This is a genomic window from Microbacterium immunditiarum, assembly GCF_013409785.1.
Taxonomy (GTDB): domain Bacteria; phylum Actinomycetota; class Actinomycetes; order Actinomycetales; family Microbacteriaceae; genus Microbacterium; species Microbacterium immunditiarum.
Window position 1 is genome coordinate 2,931,191 of the sequence record NZ_JACCBV010000001.1, and the last position, 16,494, is coordinate 2,947,684.

Below are 16,494 nucleotides of genomic sequence, written 5' to 3' on the forward strand. Positions count from 1 at the left end.
CGGGAGATCACCCCGCGTTCGCACGACGCGCGCGCAAGAGGAGGATCCCGATCCCGAGAGCTCCGAGCAGCAGGCCGAGCCTCAGCGCGAGCATCGGCACCGCGAGGCCGGTCGGCGGGAGCGGGTACGCGTTCGTGTACGCGAACGCGGCGGAGTCCCCCGCGAGCAGAAGCGTGGCCGCGGTGCGCCCCGCGATGGTCTCGCCGGCGACGCTCACGCTCGTGCGCACGTCGCTCCCCGCGGGCGCCTCGGTGACCGTGCAGTCCGCTCCCCCGATCACCTGACGCTGCACGCTCCCGCCGCTGCTGAGCGAGAACGAGGGCGGTGCGTCGCCGTTGAGCGGCACGGGGATCGGGTCGGTGCGGGTCCACGTGCAGCCGACGGCGAAGTCGAAGACTGAGGCGGATGCTCCGCCCACGACGCGCTTGTCGACGGTGAACGTCGCGAGCTCGAACTCGCGCGTGACCTCCAGCAGGTGCGGCTCGCCCAGCAGCAGCGTGACCGCCGGGGAGCCGGTGACCTCCGTCGCGAGTGACACGGAGTTCTCGGTGATCGAGCACACGGCGTTCGCCGGCAGCGTCCACACGAGCGAATACCCGCCGGCCGGCGTGAGCACGGCCACGCCGTCGTTCGGGACGTCCACGCGCTGCGTCCTGTCAGGCCCCGTCCAGCATTCGACGACCGAGGAGTAGTCCAGGCCCGTGCCGTATGTCGCGACTCCCGGCCCCGTCATGACCTGTCGCACGGTGAGCCCGGTCACGTCGAACAGGTTCGTGAACGCGAGCCGGAGGCCGGTGGCCTGGATGGTCCCGGACTGCGTCGTCGCGGGCGTCACGAGTGTCGCGTTCGAGGAATCGGTCTCGGCCGCCGTGCACTCTGCGCCGACGGGAAGCTCGTCGAACGTCCTCTCGGCGGTGCCCGTGAGCGAGAAGTGCACCGGTCGCGTCGGATCGTCGGGCGGAGGTCCCAGCCGCTGCCCGTTGAACGTGCAGAACTGCTCCAGGAGGAAGAACGCGTCGGCGTGCGCGGCGGCGTCGTTGCCGCCGACCTCGGTGGCGACGGCGAGCGTGCCGGCTTCGAACGTGTTGGTGATCGTGATCGAGACGGTCGTGCCGGACTCCACGGTGACGGGGCCGGAGCCGCCGTCGACGAGCTGGAAAGGCATGATGTCGGCCGCCGGGGCGACGAAAGCCGCCGACGCGATCGCGCTGATGGGCGCCGGGTCGTAGGTCACGAAGGTCGCACCGCCGCTCGCGACCTGGATCGCTTCGCAGACGGTGCCGGTCGGCAGGTCGCTCAGCTGTGTGGAGGCGTACGTCGGCCGCGGCGTGCCGTCCGGCGCGAAGCTCAGGAAGCCGATGCCGTCGGGGCCCAGCCACTCCGCGGGGCGGTCGTCGAACTCGCAGTGCAGCTCGACGCCGTAGTCAGCGTTCGCGGCCCACGCGGCCGCCCCGTCGAGGTCGACCGGAACGGACAGAGCGCCCGCTTCGAACTCGTTCACGATCGACACGGTCGTCGGCGACGCTCCCGCCCCGTGCACCGTCACCTGCGTGCCCGAGTCGATCGGCGCGAACGGATCGCCGTCGGTGACCGTGATCTCGGTGAACGCGGCACCGCCGGACGCGGTTTGCACGACATCGCACGCCGCTCCCGCGACGATCGCGGGCACCCGCGCGTGACCGCCGTCCGCCGGGAACGGGAACTCGACAGTCGCCCTGCCCGGCTCGACCTCGATCGGGAGTCCGTTGAAGGTGCACTCCCCCACGGTCACCGCCGTGGGGCGTGCGTGGTGGGCAGCGGGACCCTCCGGGCGGCTGTCGACGACGAGCGATCCCACGTCGAACCTGTTGAGCACCGTGAGACTCGTCGCGGAGTCGCCGACCTCGACCGACACGGGATCGGGCGACGGTGCGGGATCCGAGCTGGAGGAGTACGACACGGCGGATGCCCCGCCCGTCACGGTCTCGGTCATCGAGCATTCGTCGCCGACATCGAGGCCCGTGACCGTGAAGGATCCGCCGAGGGTGCCGAACGTGTGCTCGAGCTCCACCACGGGGTCGGGAAGCCCGTCCGCCGTGCACGTGAGGCTCACGGTCGTGGACGCGTTCGCCCACCGTGCTCCCGGCCCGGTCAGCTGCTTCACGAGCACCAGGCCGCCCGCCTCGAACACATCGACGATCGTCTGGGAGCCGCCGCCGGGCGGGATGGGGACGGTCTGCGACGGCGAGTAGCGCACCGCGGCCGCGATGCCGGGATCGAGCTGCGTCGTCGTGCAGTCGGCGCCCACCGGGAGGTTCGGCACGGTGGTTGCGCCGCCCGACGGCAGCACGATCGTCGCCTGAGACGGATCGAGCGTGACGCCCTCGCCCGCGTAGGCGCACACCACGCTCACGGAGTACGTCGTCACAGGTGGCGTGCCCGACCCTTCGGCCTCATTCGTCACGGTGAGAGGCGCGAGCCCGTACTCGTCGTCGATCGCGACGACGTTGGCCATGGCATCCGCTGCCGCCGTGAACACGAACGACGAGCCCGTCACCGTCTGCGATCCGAGCGTGAACATCGTGGTGGCACCCGGTCCGCCTGTGTGAGTCAGCGTGCACTCCGAGTTGACCGGCACGCCGGACACGGTGGCGGAGACCTCCGCGTTCCATGTCGCCGCGCCGTCGAACGGGATGCGCCCGTCGACGACCGGCGGGCCGAGCGGCACGGGGACGCCGTCGAGGCTGCACGAGATCCCGACGTCGACCTCGCCGAGCGGGAGGTCTCCCGGCGTCGGACCGTCATGCTGCGCGAAGGCGGACGTGACGCCGATCTCGACCGCGGTCATCGCGTAGGCGTTGTCGAGGACGACGGAGGCGGGTGCGCTCGTGAGAGTGACCGTCCGTGGGGGCGGCGGGATCGGGGCATCCGCTTTTCCCGTCTCGGTCACGGTGCAGATGGAATCGACCGGCAGCCCCTCGACCGTGTGGCCCGCCGACGGGCCGATGCCGATCGTGAACGACTCGTCCGCGATCGTGACGCCGTCCAGAGTGCACGTGAGTTCGACGGTGTACGGCCCGCGTGCGAATCCGGATGCCGCACCCGACACCTCCTTCGTGACAGTGAGGCTCGTCGACGGAGGCTTCGGGATCGGCACCAGGATGATGAAACCGCTCCGCGACCGGATGCCGTTCGGACCTGCGGAGACCTCGGACGTCACCGCAGCCGACCAGTAGGACTGACCGGCTCCGCCACCGCCGCCTGCGCGGACGTCCGCGGTGCCGCCGCCGTGGCCTCCGCGCGGATACCCGGCTCCGCCGCCACCGCCGCCTCCGCCTGAGTCGTCGCTCGTGCCGTCCCCTCCGCTCGGATCCGGCTCGCTGGGCGTGCCGCGGCACGCCGCGCAGCCGCCCACCCCGCCGTGGCCGAAGTCGTCGCCGGCCCCGCGATCGCCGTTGTAGTTGTACGCGCCGCCGTCGACACCGGCACCCGAACCGCCGCGTCCGCCCACGGCTTCACTCGCGAAGGGAACGAGGCTCGTCGAGACATTTCCCCCGGATCCCCCGCCGCCGCCGGCGGCCACGAGCGGTGTCGCGGCGCCTCCCGTGGCATCCATGAGCATCGACGCACCGCCACCGGCGCCGCCGTCCTTGGCTTCCTTCGAGCTCGCGCTCCCCGCCCCACCCGGGTGCGACCATCCGCGGCCGCCATGCTCGTAGCCGGAGCATCCGACCCAGTAGCGCAGGTCCTCCATCCCGGTCGCGTCGATGATGCCAGTGACGACCGCGCCGCTGCCCTCCATGTCGGAGTTGTTGTGCCCGCGAGTGCCCCCGCCTCCCGCGACGACGAACGCGATCGAGGCGGTGTCCGCGGGGATGCTCCAGGTGCGCGGGTCGCTCGAGTCGATGCACTCGAACTTGTGCAGCTGCTCGCCGGCGATGAGCAGCACCGAGCCGTCGCCCGAGCTCCCCGACGCGTAGGCGACGTTGACGCGGTGCTGGGAGTCCGACCACGAGTCGCCGCCGCCCCCGCCGCCGCCTGCGCCGCCCTGGGCGTTCGGTGGGCACTTGCCGTTGATCTTGCACTGACCGGCCGAGCCGCTCTCGCCGGCAGCCCCGCCGCGCGGATGGCCGCCGCCACCACCGCCGCCGCCCGACGAGATGAGGTAGTCCGCCCCCGCGTCGGAGCCGGTCTCGCCTCCGGCGCCGCTCGCGCCGCCGCCCGCGCCGCCCTGTCCGTTCCCGTTGCTCGCGGGCGTGGTCCCGGCCGTTCCCGAGCTCGGAGGCGCTCCGCCCGCGCCGCCGCTCGCCGCACCGCCCTCGTCGCCGTCCTGGCTCGCTCCCCCGCCTCCGCCTGCGACGATGGCGAGCTGCGGGCCGCTCGGCAGCAGCCATGCCAGGGCAGACGAGCCGCCGCCGGAGAATCCGCTCGACGAATCGAAGGCCCTGGTGCCGCCGCCGCCGCCGGAGCTGTAGCCCTTCGTCGTCTCGTGACTCTGGCGTCCCTTCTCGCCGAGCCACACGCGCACACCGGATGCGGTCGCCGGACGCTCGTACACCGCCACGACGAGCCCACCCGGCCCGCCGCGACCCGAGTCGTCACCGGTGCCGCCGCCCTCCGCTCCGTACGCGAGGATCGTGAGGCTCGTCACCGATGACGGCACGATGACATCGACGTACCCGTCCGGCCCGAGCTCGTCGTACGCGATCGTGCAGCTGCCCTGGATCGCGAGTTCCGCGCACTCGGCCACCGCGGCGGCGGACGCGTCCGTCGTCGCGACATTGGCAACGGGCGCTAAGAGAGCAGATGCCACGAGGGCCGATACCGCTACGCCCGCGACGCGCACTGACATCGTCTGTGGTTTCGTGGGTGAGCCGGTTGTGCCGGCGAGGGGTGCTGCCCGGAGCTTACTGTGAACTCGTCCGCGCCGACACCCCTTGGGGCGCGCGCCTGATCAGCGCGCCCGCGGATGCGACGTCGCGTACACGTCCCGCAGAGCGTCGATCGACACGTGCGTGTAGATCTGGGTCGTGGAGACGGATGCGTGGCCGAGCAGCTCCTGCACGACCCGCACGTCGGCGCCGCCCTGCAGGAGGTGCGTCGCGAACGAGTGCCTCAGCGTGTGCGGCGAAACGTGCGCCGAGAGCTTCGCGCGCTCGGCCGCGTGCTGGATGATGAGCCACGCGCTCTGGCGCGACAGCGGCGCCCCCCGCGCGCCGAGGAACAGGCGCGGAGTCGACCGGCCGCGGCGGGACAGCTCAGGACGTGCGCGGGTCAGGTACGCGTCGACGGATGCCCGGGCGTAGGACCCGATCGGCACGATCCGCTCCTTCGCCCCCTTGCCCCGCACGCGCAGCACCTCGCCGTGCGCGATGTCGTCCACGTCGAGCTGGACGACCTCCGACACGCGCGCTCCCGTGGCGTAGAGCAGCTCGAGGAGCGCGCGGTCGCGCAACGCGACGACATCCGCCTCGGCCGCCTCCCCGGGCGGGGGCCCCGCCGCGTCCAGCAGGCTCTCCACCTGGTCGATCGTGAGCGCCTTGGGAAGCCGCTGCGGGGTCTTCGGCGGCCGCAGGCGCGCGGCCGGGTCATCCGTCTCGGTCCCCTCGCGCACGAGGAACCGGTGCAGTCCCCGCACCGACGACTGCAGCCGCGCCAGGCTCGTGGCCGCCGGCGGCGGCTGCGCGGCGGCGCGCTCGGCGGCGAACCGGCCGACGAGCTCGGCGGTCACCTCGCTCGAATCGTGCACGCCGTTGTCGCCGAGCCACTCCACGTACGTGGCGAGGTCGCGCCGATACGCGGCGACCGTATGGTCGGACAGGCCGCGCTCGACCGAGATGTGACGCACGTAGGCGTCGACGGCCCGGTCGAGTCTCACGTCACGATTCTGTCCGGCGGAGCCTTTCGGCCGCGCCCAGCACGCCGACCGCGAGGATCCCGTTGCGCAGGCGCCCCTCGAGCACCGCCGTCACGGCGTCGGCGAGCGGCACCCACTCGATGCGGATGTCGGCCTCCTCGGCCTCGCGATCGTGAACCGTATCGAGCGATCGGAGACCGGTCGCGAGGAAGATGTGCACCACCTCGTCGTTGCCGCCCGGCGTCGAGAAGACGCTCACGAGCGACTCCCAGTGCTCGGCGCCGAGGTCGGCTTCTTCGGCGAGCTCGCGCTTCGCCGTCTCGAGCGGCGACTCGCCATCCATGTCGAGGAGTCCCGCCGGGATCTCCCAATCCCGGTGACGGATCGGATGCCGGTACTGCTGGATCAGCAGCACGCGCTCCTCATCGTCGAGCGCGACGATCGCGGACGCCCCCGGGTGGTCGACGTACTGCCGCTCGAGGTCATGATCTCCGTAGCGGAAGCGATCGTTGCGGACGTCCCACACACGCCCGTGATACACGAGGCTCGAGTCGACGATCTCGACGTCGAGGGGCTCGTCGCGCAGCGACGCGGGTGAGACGGATGCCGCGGCATCCGTGTCGATTCCGCCCGGAGCCGGCACGGCGTGCTCAGGCATTCTCGGCGACGTCGAACAGCTCGCTCGCGCGGTGCCGCTCGATGGCGGCGCCGACGAGACCGCGGAACAGCGGGTGCGGGTTCGTCGGACGCGAGCGCAGCTCGGGATGTGCCTGCGTCGCGATGTAGAACGGGTGCACCTCGCGCGGCAGCTCGACGTACTCGACGAGGTTGCGGTCGGGCGAGAGGCCCGAGAACACGAGCCCCGCGGAGGCGAGCCGCTCGCGGAAGCGGTTGTTCACCTCGTAACGGTGGCGGTGGCGCTCCGACGCGCGGGTCGAGCCGTACAGCTCGGCCGCGAGCGACCCCTCGGCGAGGTCGGCGTCGTACAGGCCGAGGCGCATGGTGCCGCCCAGGTCTCCGCGGTCGAGGATGTCGACCTGCTCGGCCATCGTCGCGATGACGGGGAACTGCGTGTCGGGGTCGAACTCGCTCGAGGACGCGCCGTCGAGGCCGGCCTCGTTGCGCGCGTACTCGATGACCATGCACTGCAGGCCGAGGCACAGGCCGAGCGTCGGGATGCCCTGCTCGCGCGCGAAGCGGAGCGCGCCGAGCTTGCCCTCGATGCCGCGGATGCCGAAGCCGCCCGGGATCACGATGCCGTCGAGCTCGGCGAGCGCCTTCGCGGCGCCCTCGGGCGTCTCGCAGAGGTCGGACGGGATCCACGTCACGGTGACCTTCGCCTCGTGGGCGAAGCCGCCGGCCTTGAGGGCCTCGGTGACGCTCAGGTACGCGTCGGGCAGATCGATGTACTTGCCGACGAGGCCGATCGTGACCTCGTGCTTCGGGTTGTGCACCGCCTGGAGCACCTTCGACCAGCGCGACCAGTCGACGTCGGCCGCCTTGCTCATGCCGAGCGCGCGCACGATGTACTCGTCGAGCCCCTGCTCGTGGAGCATCGTCGGGATGTCGTAGATGCTCGGGACGTCGACCGCGTTCACGACCGCGTCCTCGTCGACGTCGCACATGAGCGCGATCTTGCGCTTGTTCGACTCGGTCACCGGACGGTCGCTGCGCAGCACGAGGGCGTCGGGCTGGATGCCGATCGAGCGCAGCGCCGCGACGGAGTGCTGCGTGGGCTTGGTCTTCTGCTCGCCCGACGCGCCCATGAACGGCACGAGCGACACGTGCACGAAGAAGACGTTGTTGCGGCCGAGCTCGTGGCGGATCTGGCGCGCGGCCTCGATGAACGGCTGCGACTCGATGTCGCCGACCGTGCCGCCGATCTCCGTGATGATGACGTCCGGGCGCGGGTCTTCGGTCGCCTGCAGGCGCATCCGCCGCTTGATCTCGTCGGTGATGTGCGGGATCACCTGGACGGTGTCGCCGAGGTACTCGCCGCGGCGCTCGCGCGCGATCACCTGAGAGTAGATCTGCCCGGTCGTCACGTTGGCGGCCTGGCTGAGGTCGATGTCGAGGAAGCGCTCGTAGTGCCCGATGTCGAGGTCGGTCTCGGCGCCGTCGTCGGTGACGAAGACCTCACCGTGCTGGAACGGGTTCATCGTGCCCGGGTCCACGTTCAGGTACGGGTCGAGCTTCTGCATCACGACGTGAAGGCCGCGCGCCGTCAGCAGGTTTCCGAGGCTTGCGGCAGTGAGCCCCTTGCCCAATGAAGAAACGACACCGCCGGTCACGAAGATGTGCTTGGTGGTGTCGTTCGAATCGCCGCGAGGACTTGTGCCTGGAGTCTGCATCACGGGCTTTTATCCTATCAGCCGGTTTTGACGCGGGCCTGAGAACTCGCCGATGCGGATGCCGCGTCGCCGTGATCCGCGCGGGCGCTGTCGAGCAGCTCGCGCGCGTGCGTGAGCGCCGCCTCGGAGTCGGAGCCCGACAGCAGGCGGGCCATCTCGGCCTCTCGGTCGGCTCCGTCCAGCCGTCGCACGCTCGACGCGGTGACGGATCCGTCGCTCGCCTTCACCACCGTGAGGTGGTTGTCGGCGAACGCGGCGACCTGCGCGAGGTGCGTCACGGCGATGACCTGGCTCGAGCGCGCGAGCCGCGCGAGCCGGCGCCCGACCTCGATGGCGGCGGCTCCGCCGATGCCCGCGTCCACTTCGTCGAAGACGAAGGTCGGGACGGGGTCGGTGCTCGCGATGACGACCTCGATCGCGAGCATGACGCGGCTGAGCTCGCCGCCGGACGCCCCGCGCGACACCGGCCGCGGGTCGGCGCCCGGATGCGGCGCGAGGAGGATCGTCACCTCGTCCCGCCCCGCCGACGACTCCGCGCCCGGCGTGACGGACACCTCGACGCGCGCGTCGGGCATCGCGAGAGCGCGGAGCTCGGTCGTGACCGCGTCGCCGAGCCCCTGCGCCGCCTCGGCGCGACGCTCGGTGAGGACGGCCGCGGCGTCGTCGAGGACCGATGCCGCCTCCTCGAGATCGGCCGTGAGGCGCTCGACTCGGTCGCCGTCGTCGTCGAGCTCGGCGAGCCGCGCGGAGCCGGTCTCGAGCAGCTCGATCGCCGCGTCGAGGCTGCCGTGTGCGCGGATGAGCGGTGCGAGCACGGCACGACGCTCCTCGACTGCGGCGAGCTCGTGCGGACCCGTCTCGTCGAGGTCGGCGAGGTACGCCGCGATTGCGGTCGCGAGGTCGACGGCGCGGTACCCGAGCTCAGCGACCTGGTCGGCGAGGTCGCCGAGCGAGGCGTCCTGCTCCGCCGCGCGCTCGAGCGCGCGGCGCGCCTCCCCCACGAGCGACGCGACGTCGGGCCGGTCGTCCTCGCTCGAGAGTGCTTCGTGCGCGGTGGCGGCCGCCAGGCGCAGCTCCTCGGCGTGGGCGAGACGCTCGGCGCGCTGCGCGAGCTGCTCGTCCTCCCTCGGCTGGGGTTCGGCCTCCTCGATCGCCGCGAGGGCCGCCCGCAGGTCTTCGGCTTCGCGAGTCCGCGCTTCGCGGTCGGTCGTGAGCGTCGTGAGCTCGCGATCGATCGCGCGCCAGCGCTCGTACGCCTTGCGATAGGCGCCGAGGGCCTCGGCGATGGGCTCGCCTCCGAACCGGTCGAGGGCGTCGCGCTGCGCGGCGGCCGACTTCAGCCGCAGTTGATCGGACTGGCCGTGCACGACGACGAGCTCGTCCGCGAGATCCGCGAGGACGCCGGCGGGCGCCGAACGGCCCCCGACGGTCGCGCGGCTGCGGCCTTCGCTCGAGATCGTGCGGCCGACGTAGAGCGCCGCGGTGCCGTCGCCCGCGGGCTCGAGGTCGCCGCCCGCTTCGCGCACGCGATCGGCGACGGGACCCTCGGACGGGACGATCCACACACCGTCGACCACCGCCTGCGGCGCGCCCGAGCGCACCGCGCCCGAGTCGGCGCGCTGGCCGAGCAGCAGCCCGAGGCCGGTCACGACCATCGTCTTGCCCGCACCGGTCTCACCCGTGATCGCGGTGAAGCCGCGGCCCATCGGCAGCACGGCCTCGGCGATCACGCCGAGATCGCGCAGGCGCATCTCGTCGATCACGCGTCACCCTCGAAGTCGGGAGCGCCCGGCCGAACCGGCGGCACGGCGGTGATCGCGGCGGGCCCGCGCCAGCCGTCGACGGGTAGATGGAACTTGCGCACGAGGCGATCCGTGAACGCGCCGTGGTGCAGCCGCGCGAGGCGCACCGGCCGCTCCGACCGGCGCACGACGACGCGCGCTCCCGGAGGCAGATCATGCGATCGGCGCCCGTCGCACCAGAGGATGCCGAGCCCGTTCGTGCGCTCGAGCAGCTCGATCGCGACGGCGTGCTCGGGGCCGACGACGAGCGGCTTCGCGAACAGCGCGTGCGCGGAGAGCGGCACGACGGCGATCGCCTGGACGGTCGGCCAGATCACAGGCCCGCCCGCAGAGAAGTTGTAGGCGGTCGAGCCGGTCGGCGTGGAGATCACGACCCCGTCGCATCCGAATGTCGACAGCGGTCGCCCGTCGATCTCCATGACGACCTCGAGCATGCGCTCTCGGCTCGCCTTCTCGACCGTCGCCTCGTTGAGGGCCCACGTGTCGTAGACGACGCGGTCGGCGGTGTCTTTCACGCGCACCTGCAGGGCGAGGCGCTCTTCGACCGTGTAGTCGCGCGCGATCACGCGGCGCACGGCCTCGTCCATGTCGTCGCGCTCGCTCTCGGCGAGGAAGCCGATGTGGCCGAGGTTGATGCCCAGCACGGGCGCCGTGCCCTCGCGCACGAGCTCAGCCGCGCGGAGGATCGTTCCGTCGCCGCCGAGCACGATCGCGAGCTCGATGTCGCCGACGGGCACATCCTCGCCGAGGACGGCTGCGTCATCGAGTCCTGCGTCGACGCGTACCAGCTCGGCATGGTCTTCGGCCGAGAGCACCGGGCACGCGCCGGCCGCCCGCAGCGCGGCGACGACGCGCTGGGCCGCCTCAACGGTGTCGGCGCGCAGGGAATGCACAACCACGAGGATGCTGCGATCGGGCTGTGTCATGTGCTCCCCGTCAGTCGGTTCACGGTGCCCAACCATTCTGTCGGATTGCTCCCCCGCCCCGGCGCGATGTGCACGACGAACTCGGAGTTCCCGTGCGTTCCCGCGATTGGGGAGGAGATGAGGCCGAGCGTGCCGAGCCCCTCGTCCCACGCCGCCCACAGCACGCCGGCGACCGCGTCGGCGCGCAGCGCCGCGTCCTTCACGAGCCCCTCCCGCACGCCGGTGCGGCCGACTTCGAACTGCGGCTTGATGAGCAGCACGAGGTCGGCATCGTCCGCCGCGACAGCACGAGCGGCGGGCAGCACGTGCGTGAGCGAGATGAACGAAAGGTCGCCGGTGATGAGCGAGGGCGGCTCGTGGACGCCGCTGGCGGCCGCCAGGTTCTCGCGCGTCATGTCGCGCACGTTGAAGCCTTCGATCGAGATGACGCCGGGATCGGACGCGACGGATGCCGCGAGCTGCCCGTGCCCGACGTCGACGGCGATCACCGGCGACGCGCCGCGCTCGCGCAGCACCTGGGTGAACCCGCCCGTCGACGCGCCCATGTCCAGCGCGATCCGGCCGGTGACGTCGACGTCGAACGCGTCGAGTGCGGCGATGAGCTTGTGGGCCGCACGGCTGACGTAATGGTCGCCGCCCGACACGTCCAGCACGGCGGCGTCGCCGACCTTGGTCGAGGCCTTCACGACCGGCCTGCCGTCGACGGTCACCAGGCCCTGCGCGATGAGCGATGCCGCGTGCGTGCGCGACCGCGCGAGGCCTCGCGATGCCAGTGCGGCGTCGAGGCGCTCCGTCATGGACGCGAGTCCGTCGGGCCGGACTCGAGGCGGCGTGCGAGGGCGTCGTGCAGCGCTTCGTACGCCTCGGCGCGCTCCGCGAGCGGCTGGCCCTCGATCACCTCGAGGGCCGACAACAGGTCGTCGGACTCGGCGCCGTCGGATGCGACGGGATGCGGCGATTCCATGCGCATCAGGATACGTGCCCGCGGCGAGAACGGCCGGACGGCCGACCGATGTGCGGGGGCATCCGCGTCACGGGCGATGGAACGGGTCCGCGTAGAGCCGTTCGGGAACGCGGAAGCCGAAGATCGCGCGGCCGGTGTCCCAGATCGCCTTCGCGCCGGCGCGCAGCAGGTCGATCGGCTCGTCGCCCTCGGAGAGAATCTCGACGTCGGCGCCGTTGACACGCACACTCGCGCCGCGCACAGTCACGATGCCGTCGCGCACGACCGCGTCGGGGTACGGCTGGTCGAGCTCGCGGAGGTCGCTCAGGATGTACGTCGGCTGCGACCCGGCGGGAGCCGCCAGCACGTGCTTGGGACGATCGACGCCCGTGAGGGCGAGAGCCGAGGGAATGCCGGCGCGGTTGGCGCCCAGGATGTCGGTGTCGAGACGATCGCCGAGGAACAGCGGATGCCGCGCTCCGAATCGCGCCACGGCCTCTTCGAAGATCGGCGTCTCAGGCTTGCCTGCGACGGTCGCGAGGCGTCCGACAGCCGTGTGCACCGCCGAGACCAGAGTGCCGTTTCCTGGGGCGATGCCGCGAGCCATCGGGATCGTCCAGTCGGTGTTGGTCGCGATCCACGGGATGCCGCCCTCGTTCTCTGGGACCTTGAGCGCGAACGCGGCTTCGGCGAGCTGCGTCCAGTCGACGTCGGGCGAGAACCCCTGCACGACGGCAGCCGGGTCATCCTGCGCACGGCGCGTGACGGTGAACCCCGCCTTCTCCACCTCGACGACGAGGCCCTCCCCGCCGACGACGAGCACGGGCGAGCCCGCGGGGATCAGCGTCGACAGGAGCCGCATCGCGGCCTGCGGGCTGGTGACGACCTCGTCGGGCTGCGTCGGAAGACCGAGCTCCGACAGATGCTCAGCGACGGATGCGTCGGTGCGCGACGCGTTGTTGGTGATGTAGGCGAGACGGCGGCCGTCGCGAGCCCGATTGAGACTGTCGACCGCGTGCGGGAGTGCCTGAGCTCCGGCATACACGACCCCGTCGAGGTCGGCGAGGATGACATCCACATTGTCGAGCGGCGTCGGGGTCGACGCTCGGCGGGTGAACAGACCCAATGCTCCTCCTGAAGTCTCGCCGGTTAACGCCGAATGGCCACCGGTGTGGTGGCCATTCGGGGTGGTGGGTGTCCGGCGGTGTCCTACTCTCCCACAGGGTCTCCCCTGCAGTACCATCGGCGCTGAAAGGCTTAGCTTCCGGGTTCGGAATGGGACCGGGCGTTTCCCTTTCGCTATGGCCGCCGGAACAACTGTCGATGTGTGTTGTTCGGTGTCACAACTTGTTGGGTTGTGGTGGGTTCCGTCCGTACATCGGGAACCACTCAGTGGACGCGAGTCATCTTCCCCACCCGGTGGGGTGGGGCCGAGAAGAATGTGTTGTCAAGTCGTCGGCTTATTAGTACCAGTCAGCTGCACACGTTGCCGTGCTTCCACATCTGGCCTATCAACCCAGTCGTCTGGCTGGGAGCCTCTCACCCCGTAGGGTATGGAAGTCTCATCTTGAGGCCGGCTTCCCGCTTAGATGCTTTCAGCGGTTATCCATCCCGAACGTAGCTAACCAGCGGTGCTCCTGGCGGAACAACTGGCACACCAGAGGTTCGTCCAACCCGGTCCTCTCGTACTAGGGTCAGATCCTCTCAAACTTCCTACGCGCGCAGCGGATAGGGACCGAACTGTCTCACGACGTTCTAAACCCAGCTCGCGTACCGCTTTAATGGGCGAACAGCCCAACCCTTGGGACCTACTCCAGCCCCAGGATGCGACGAGCCGACATCGAGGTGCCAAACCATGCCGTCGATATGGACTCTTGGGCAAGATCAGCCTGTTATCCCCGAGGTACCTTTTATCCGTTGAGCGACAGCGCTTCCACAAGCCACTGCCGGATCACTAGTCCCGACTTTCGTCCCTGCTCGACCTGTCAGTCTCACAGTCAAGCTCCCTTGTGCACTTACACTCGACACCTGATTGCCAACCAGGTTGAGGGAACCTTTGGGCGCCTCCGTTACTTTTTGGGAGGCAACCGCCCCAGTTAAACTACCCACCAGGCACTGTCCCTGAACCGGATCACGGTTCGAAGTTAGACATCCAGAGTGACCAGAGTGGTATTTCAACAACGACTCCACGAATACTGGCGTATCCGCTTCAAAGTCTCCCACCTATCCTACACAAGCCACACCGAACACCAATACCAAGCTGTAGTAAAGGTCACGGGGTCTTTCCGTCCTGCTGCGCGTAACGAGCATCTTTACTCGTAATGCAATTTCGCCGAGTTCGTGGTTGAGACAGTTGGGAAGTCGTTACGCCATTCGTGCAGGTCGGAACTTACCCGACAAGGAATTTCGCTACCTTAGGATGGTTATAGTTACCACCGCCGTTTACTGGGGCTTAAATTCTGAGCTTCGCCTTGCGGCTGACCCGTCCTCTTAACCTTCCAGCACCGGGCAGGCGTCAGTCCGTATACATCGTCTTGCGACTTGGCACGGACCTGTGTTTTTAGTAAACAGTCGCTACCCACTGGTCTCTGCGGCCACCACACCCTTTCGGAGCAAGTCCTAATAGGTGGATGGCCCCCCTTCTCCCGAAGTTACGGGGGCATTTTGCCGAGTTCCTTAACCACGATTCTCTCGATCTCCTTGGTATTCTCTACCTGACCACCTGAGTCGGTTTGGGGTACGGGCGGCTGGAACCTCGCGTCGATGCTTTTCTTGGCAGCATAGGATCACCCACTTTTCATCCGCATCGTGTCTCGGCCTGGATGAGTCACGGATTTGCCTATGACTCGGCCTACGCACTTGCCCCGGGACAACCATCGCCCGGGTTGGGCTACCTTCCTGCGTCACACCTGTTAATACGCTAACCGCACCAGCATGGGGTCGAGCGTTCACCGGGCACCGCGTCACCCCGAAGGGATCAGCCGCATGCCGGCTAGGACTCTTAGCACCACTGGATTGGTTGGGGCGGTTCTTCGCCGGTACGGGAATATCAACCCGTTGTCCATCGACTACGCCTGTCGGCCTCGCCTTAGGTCCCGACTTACCCAGGGAAGATTAGCTTGACCCTGGAACCCTTGGTCTTCCGGAGGACGTGTTTCTCACACGTCTTTCGCTACTCATGCCTGCATTCTCACTCGTGTGCCGTCCACGGCTGGGTCACCCCGCCGCTTCACCCGGCACACGACGCTCTCCTACCCATCAACACGGCTGGACCACGAAGGCCTACCAATAATGTCAATGCCACAACTTCGGTGGCGTGCTTGAGCCCCGTTACATTGTCGGCGCGGAATCACTTGACCAGTGAGCTATTACGCACTCTTTCAAGGGTGGCTGCTTCTAAGCCAACCTCCTGGTTGTCTAAGCAACTCCACATCCTTTCCCACTTAGCACGCGCTTAGGGACCTTAGATGGTGGTCTGGGTTGTTTCCCTCTCGACTATGAAGCTTATCCCCCACAGTCTCACTGCTGCGCTCTCACTTACCGGCATTCGGAGTTTGGCTGACGTCAGTAACCTGGTGGGGCCCATCGGCCATCCAGTAGCTCTACCTCCGGCAAGAAACACGCAACGCTGCACCTAAATGCATTTCGGAGAGAACCAGCTATCACGAAGTTTGATTGGCCTTTCACCCCTATCCACAGCTCATCCCCTCAGTTTTCAACCTAAGTGGGTTCGGCCCTCCACGACGTCTTACCGTCGCTTCAGCCTGGCCATGGATAGATCACTTCGCTTCGGGTCTAGGACACGCGACTGAATCGCCCTATTCAGACTCGCTTTCGCTACGGCTACCCCACACGGGTTAACCTCGCCACGTATCGCTAACTCGCAGGCTCATTCTTCAAAAGGCACGCTGTCACCCCTGCTAAGGAGGCTCCAACGGTTTGTAAGCAAACGGTTTCAGGTACTATTTCACTCCCCTCCCGGGGTACTTTTCACCTTTCCCTCACGGTACTTGTCCGCTATCGGTCATCTGGGAGTATTTAGGCTTATCAGGTGGTCCTGACAGATTCACACGGGATTTCTCGGGCCCCGTGCTACTTGGGATCCTCTCCACGCTGCGTCCGACATTTCAGTTACGGGGCTCACACCCTCTCCGGCCGGCCTTTCAAGACCGTTCACCTATATCGACGCATCACGTTCGCCACCCGGCAGGATGACACGGAAAGTCCCACAACCCCGAACACGCAACGCCTGCCGGCTATCACACGTGCCCGGTTTAGCCTCATCCGATTTCGCTCGCCACTACTCACGGAATCACTGTTGTTTTCTCTTCCTGTGGGTACTGAGATGTTTCACTTCCCCACGTTCCCTCTACCCGCCCTATATATTCAGGCGGGAGTCACCAGGTCACATCACTGCGCCTGGCGGGGTTTCCCCATTCGGACACCCTCGGATCAAAACTTGCTTATCAGTTCCCCGAGGCTTATCGCAGATTGCTACGTCCTTCTTCGGCTCCAGATGCCAAGGCATCCACCGTTTGCTCTTAAAGACTTGAAATCACATGAGCCAATTCCAAAAGGAATCGTCTATCGTTTCGAACCCACCCCGAAGGGTGAGCTCTTCAAGATGCTCGCGTCC

General features: G+C 68.5%; 9 protein-coding genes and 2 rRNA genes. All 11 read right to left on the bottom strand.

The window, feature by feature from the left end; all coding sequences use genetic code 11:
- Positions 1 to 7: 7 nt before the first annotated feature.
- A complete protein-coding gene (locus tag BJ991_RS13715; protein ID WP_218852941.1) occupies positions 8 to 4,729 on the bottom strand; it encodes a DUF5979 domain-containing protein in 4,722 nt (1,573 codons plus the stop codon).
- Positions 4,730 to 4,933: 204 nt separating this feature from the next.
- Positions 4,934 to 5,857 (bottom strand): site-specific tyrosine recombinase XerD, encoded by a 924-nt coding sequence (xerD, locus tag BJ991_RS13720; protein ID WP_179490858.1) that lies wholly within the window; start codon positions 5,855 to 5,857, stop codon positions 4,934 to 4,936.
- 1 nt (position 5,858) lies between these two features.
- Complete coding sequence (locus BJ991_RS13725) at positions 5,859 to 6,494, bottom strand: NUDIX domain-containing protein (RefSeq protein ID WP_179490859.1); 636 nt, start codon at positions 6,492 to 6,494, stop codon at positions 5,859 to 5,861.
- Positions 6,487 to 8,187, bottom strand: coding sequence for a CTP synthase (gene pyrG, locus BJ991_RS13730; protein WP_179492820.1), 1,701 nt, complete (start codon positions 8,185 to 8,187; stop codon positions 6,487 to 6,489). Before pyrG ends, BJ991_RS13725 begins: the two co-directional genes overlap by 8 nt.
- Positions 8,188 to 8,204: 17 nt before the next feature.
- Positions 8,205 to 9,950, bottom strand: a complete 1,746-nt coding sequence (gene recN, locus BJ991_RS13735; RefSeq protein WP_179490860.1) for a DNA repair protein RecN — start codon at positions 9,948 to 9,950, stop codon at positions 8,205 to 8,207.
- Positions 9,947 to 10,915: an NAD kinase gene (locus tag BJ991_RS13740; protein WP_179490861.1), complete on the bottom strand. Its 969-nt coding sequence runs from the start codon at positions 10,913 to 10,915 to the stop codon at positions 9,947 to 9,949. Before BJ991_RS13740 ends, recN begins: the two co-directional genes overlap by 4 nt.
- Positions 10,912 to 11,712: a TlyA family RNA methyltransferase gene (locus tag BJ991_RS13745; RefSeq protein WP_179490862.1), complete on the bottom strand. Its 801-nt coding sequence runs from the start codon at positions 11,710 to 11,712 to the stop codon at positions 10,912 to 10,914. The genes BJ991_RS13740 and BJ991_RS13745 overlap by 4 nt, the downstream gene beginning before the upstream one ends.
- Positions 11,709 to 11,879: a hypothetical protein gene (locus BJ991_RS13750; RefSeq protein WP_179490863.1), complete on the bottom strand. Its 171-nt coding sequence runs from the start codon at positions 11,877 to 11,879 to the stop codon at positions 11,709 to 11,711. The genes BJ991_RS13745 and BJ991_RS13750 overlap by 4 nt, the downstream gene beginning before the upstream one ends.
- Positions 11,880 to 11,946: 67 nt before the next feature.
- Positions 11,947 to 12,984, bottom strand: coding sequence for an HAD-IIA family hydrolase (locus BJ991_RS13755; protein ID WP_179490864.1), 1,038 nt, complete (start codon positions 12,982 to 12,984; stop codon positions 11,947 to 11,949).
- A gap of 70 nt (positions 12,985 to 13,054) precedes the next feature.
- Positions 13,055 to 13,171 (bottom strand): 5S ribosomal RNA (gene rrf, locus BJ991_RS13760).
- A gap of 130 nt (positions 13,172 to 13,301) precedes the next feature.
- A 23S ribosomal RNA gene (locus BJ991_RS13765) occupies positions 13,302 to 16,413 on the bottom strand.
- Between the last annotated feature and the right edge of the window lie 81 nt (positions 16,414 to 16,494).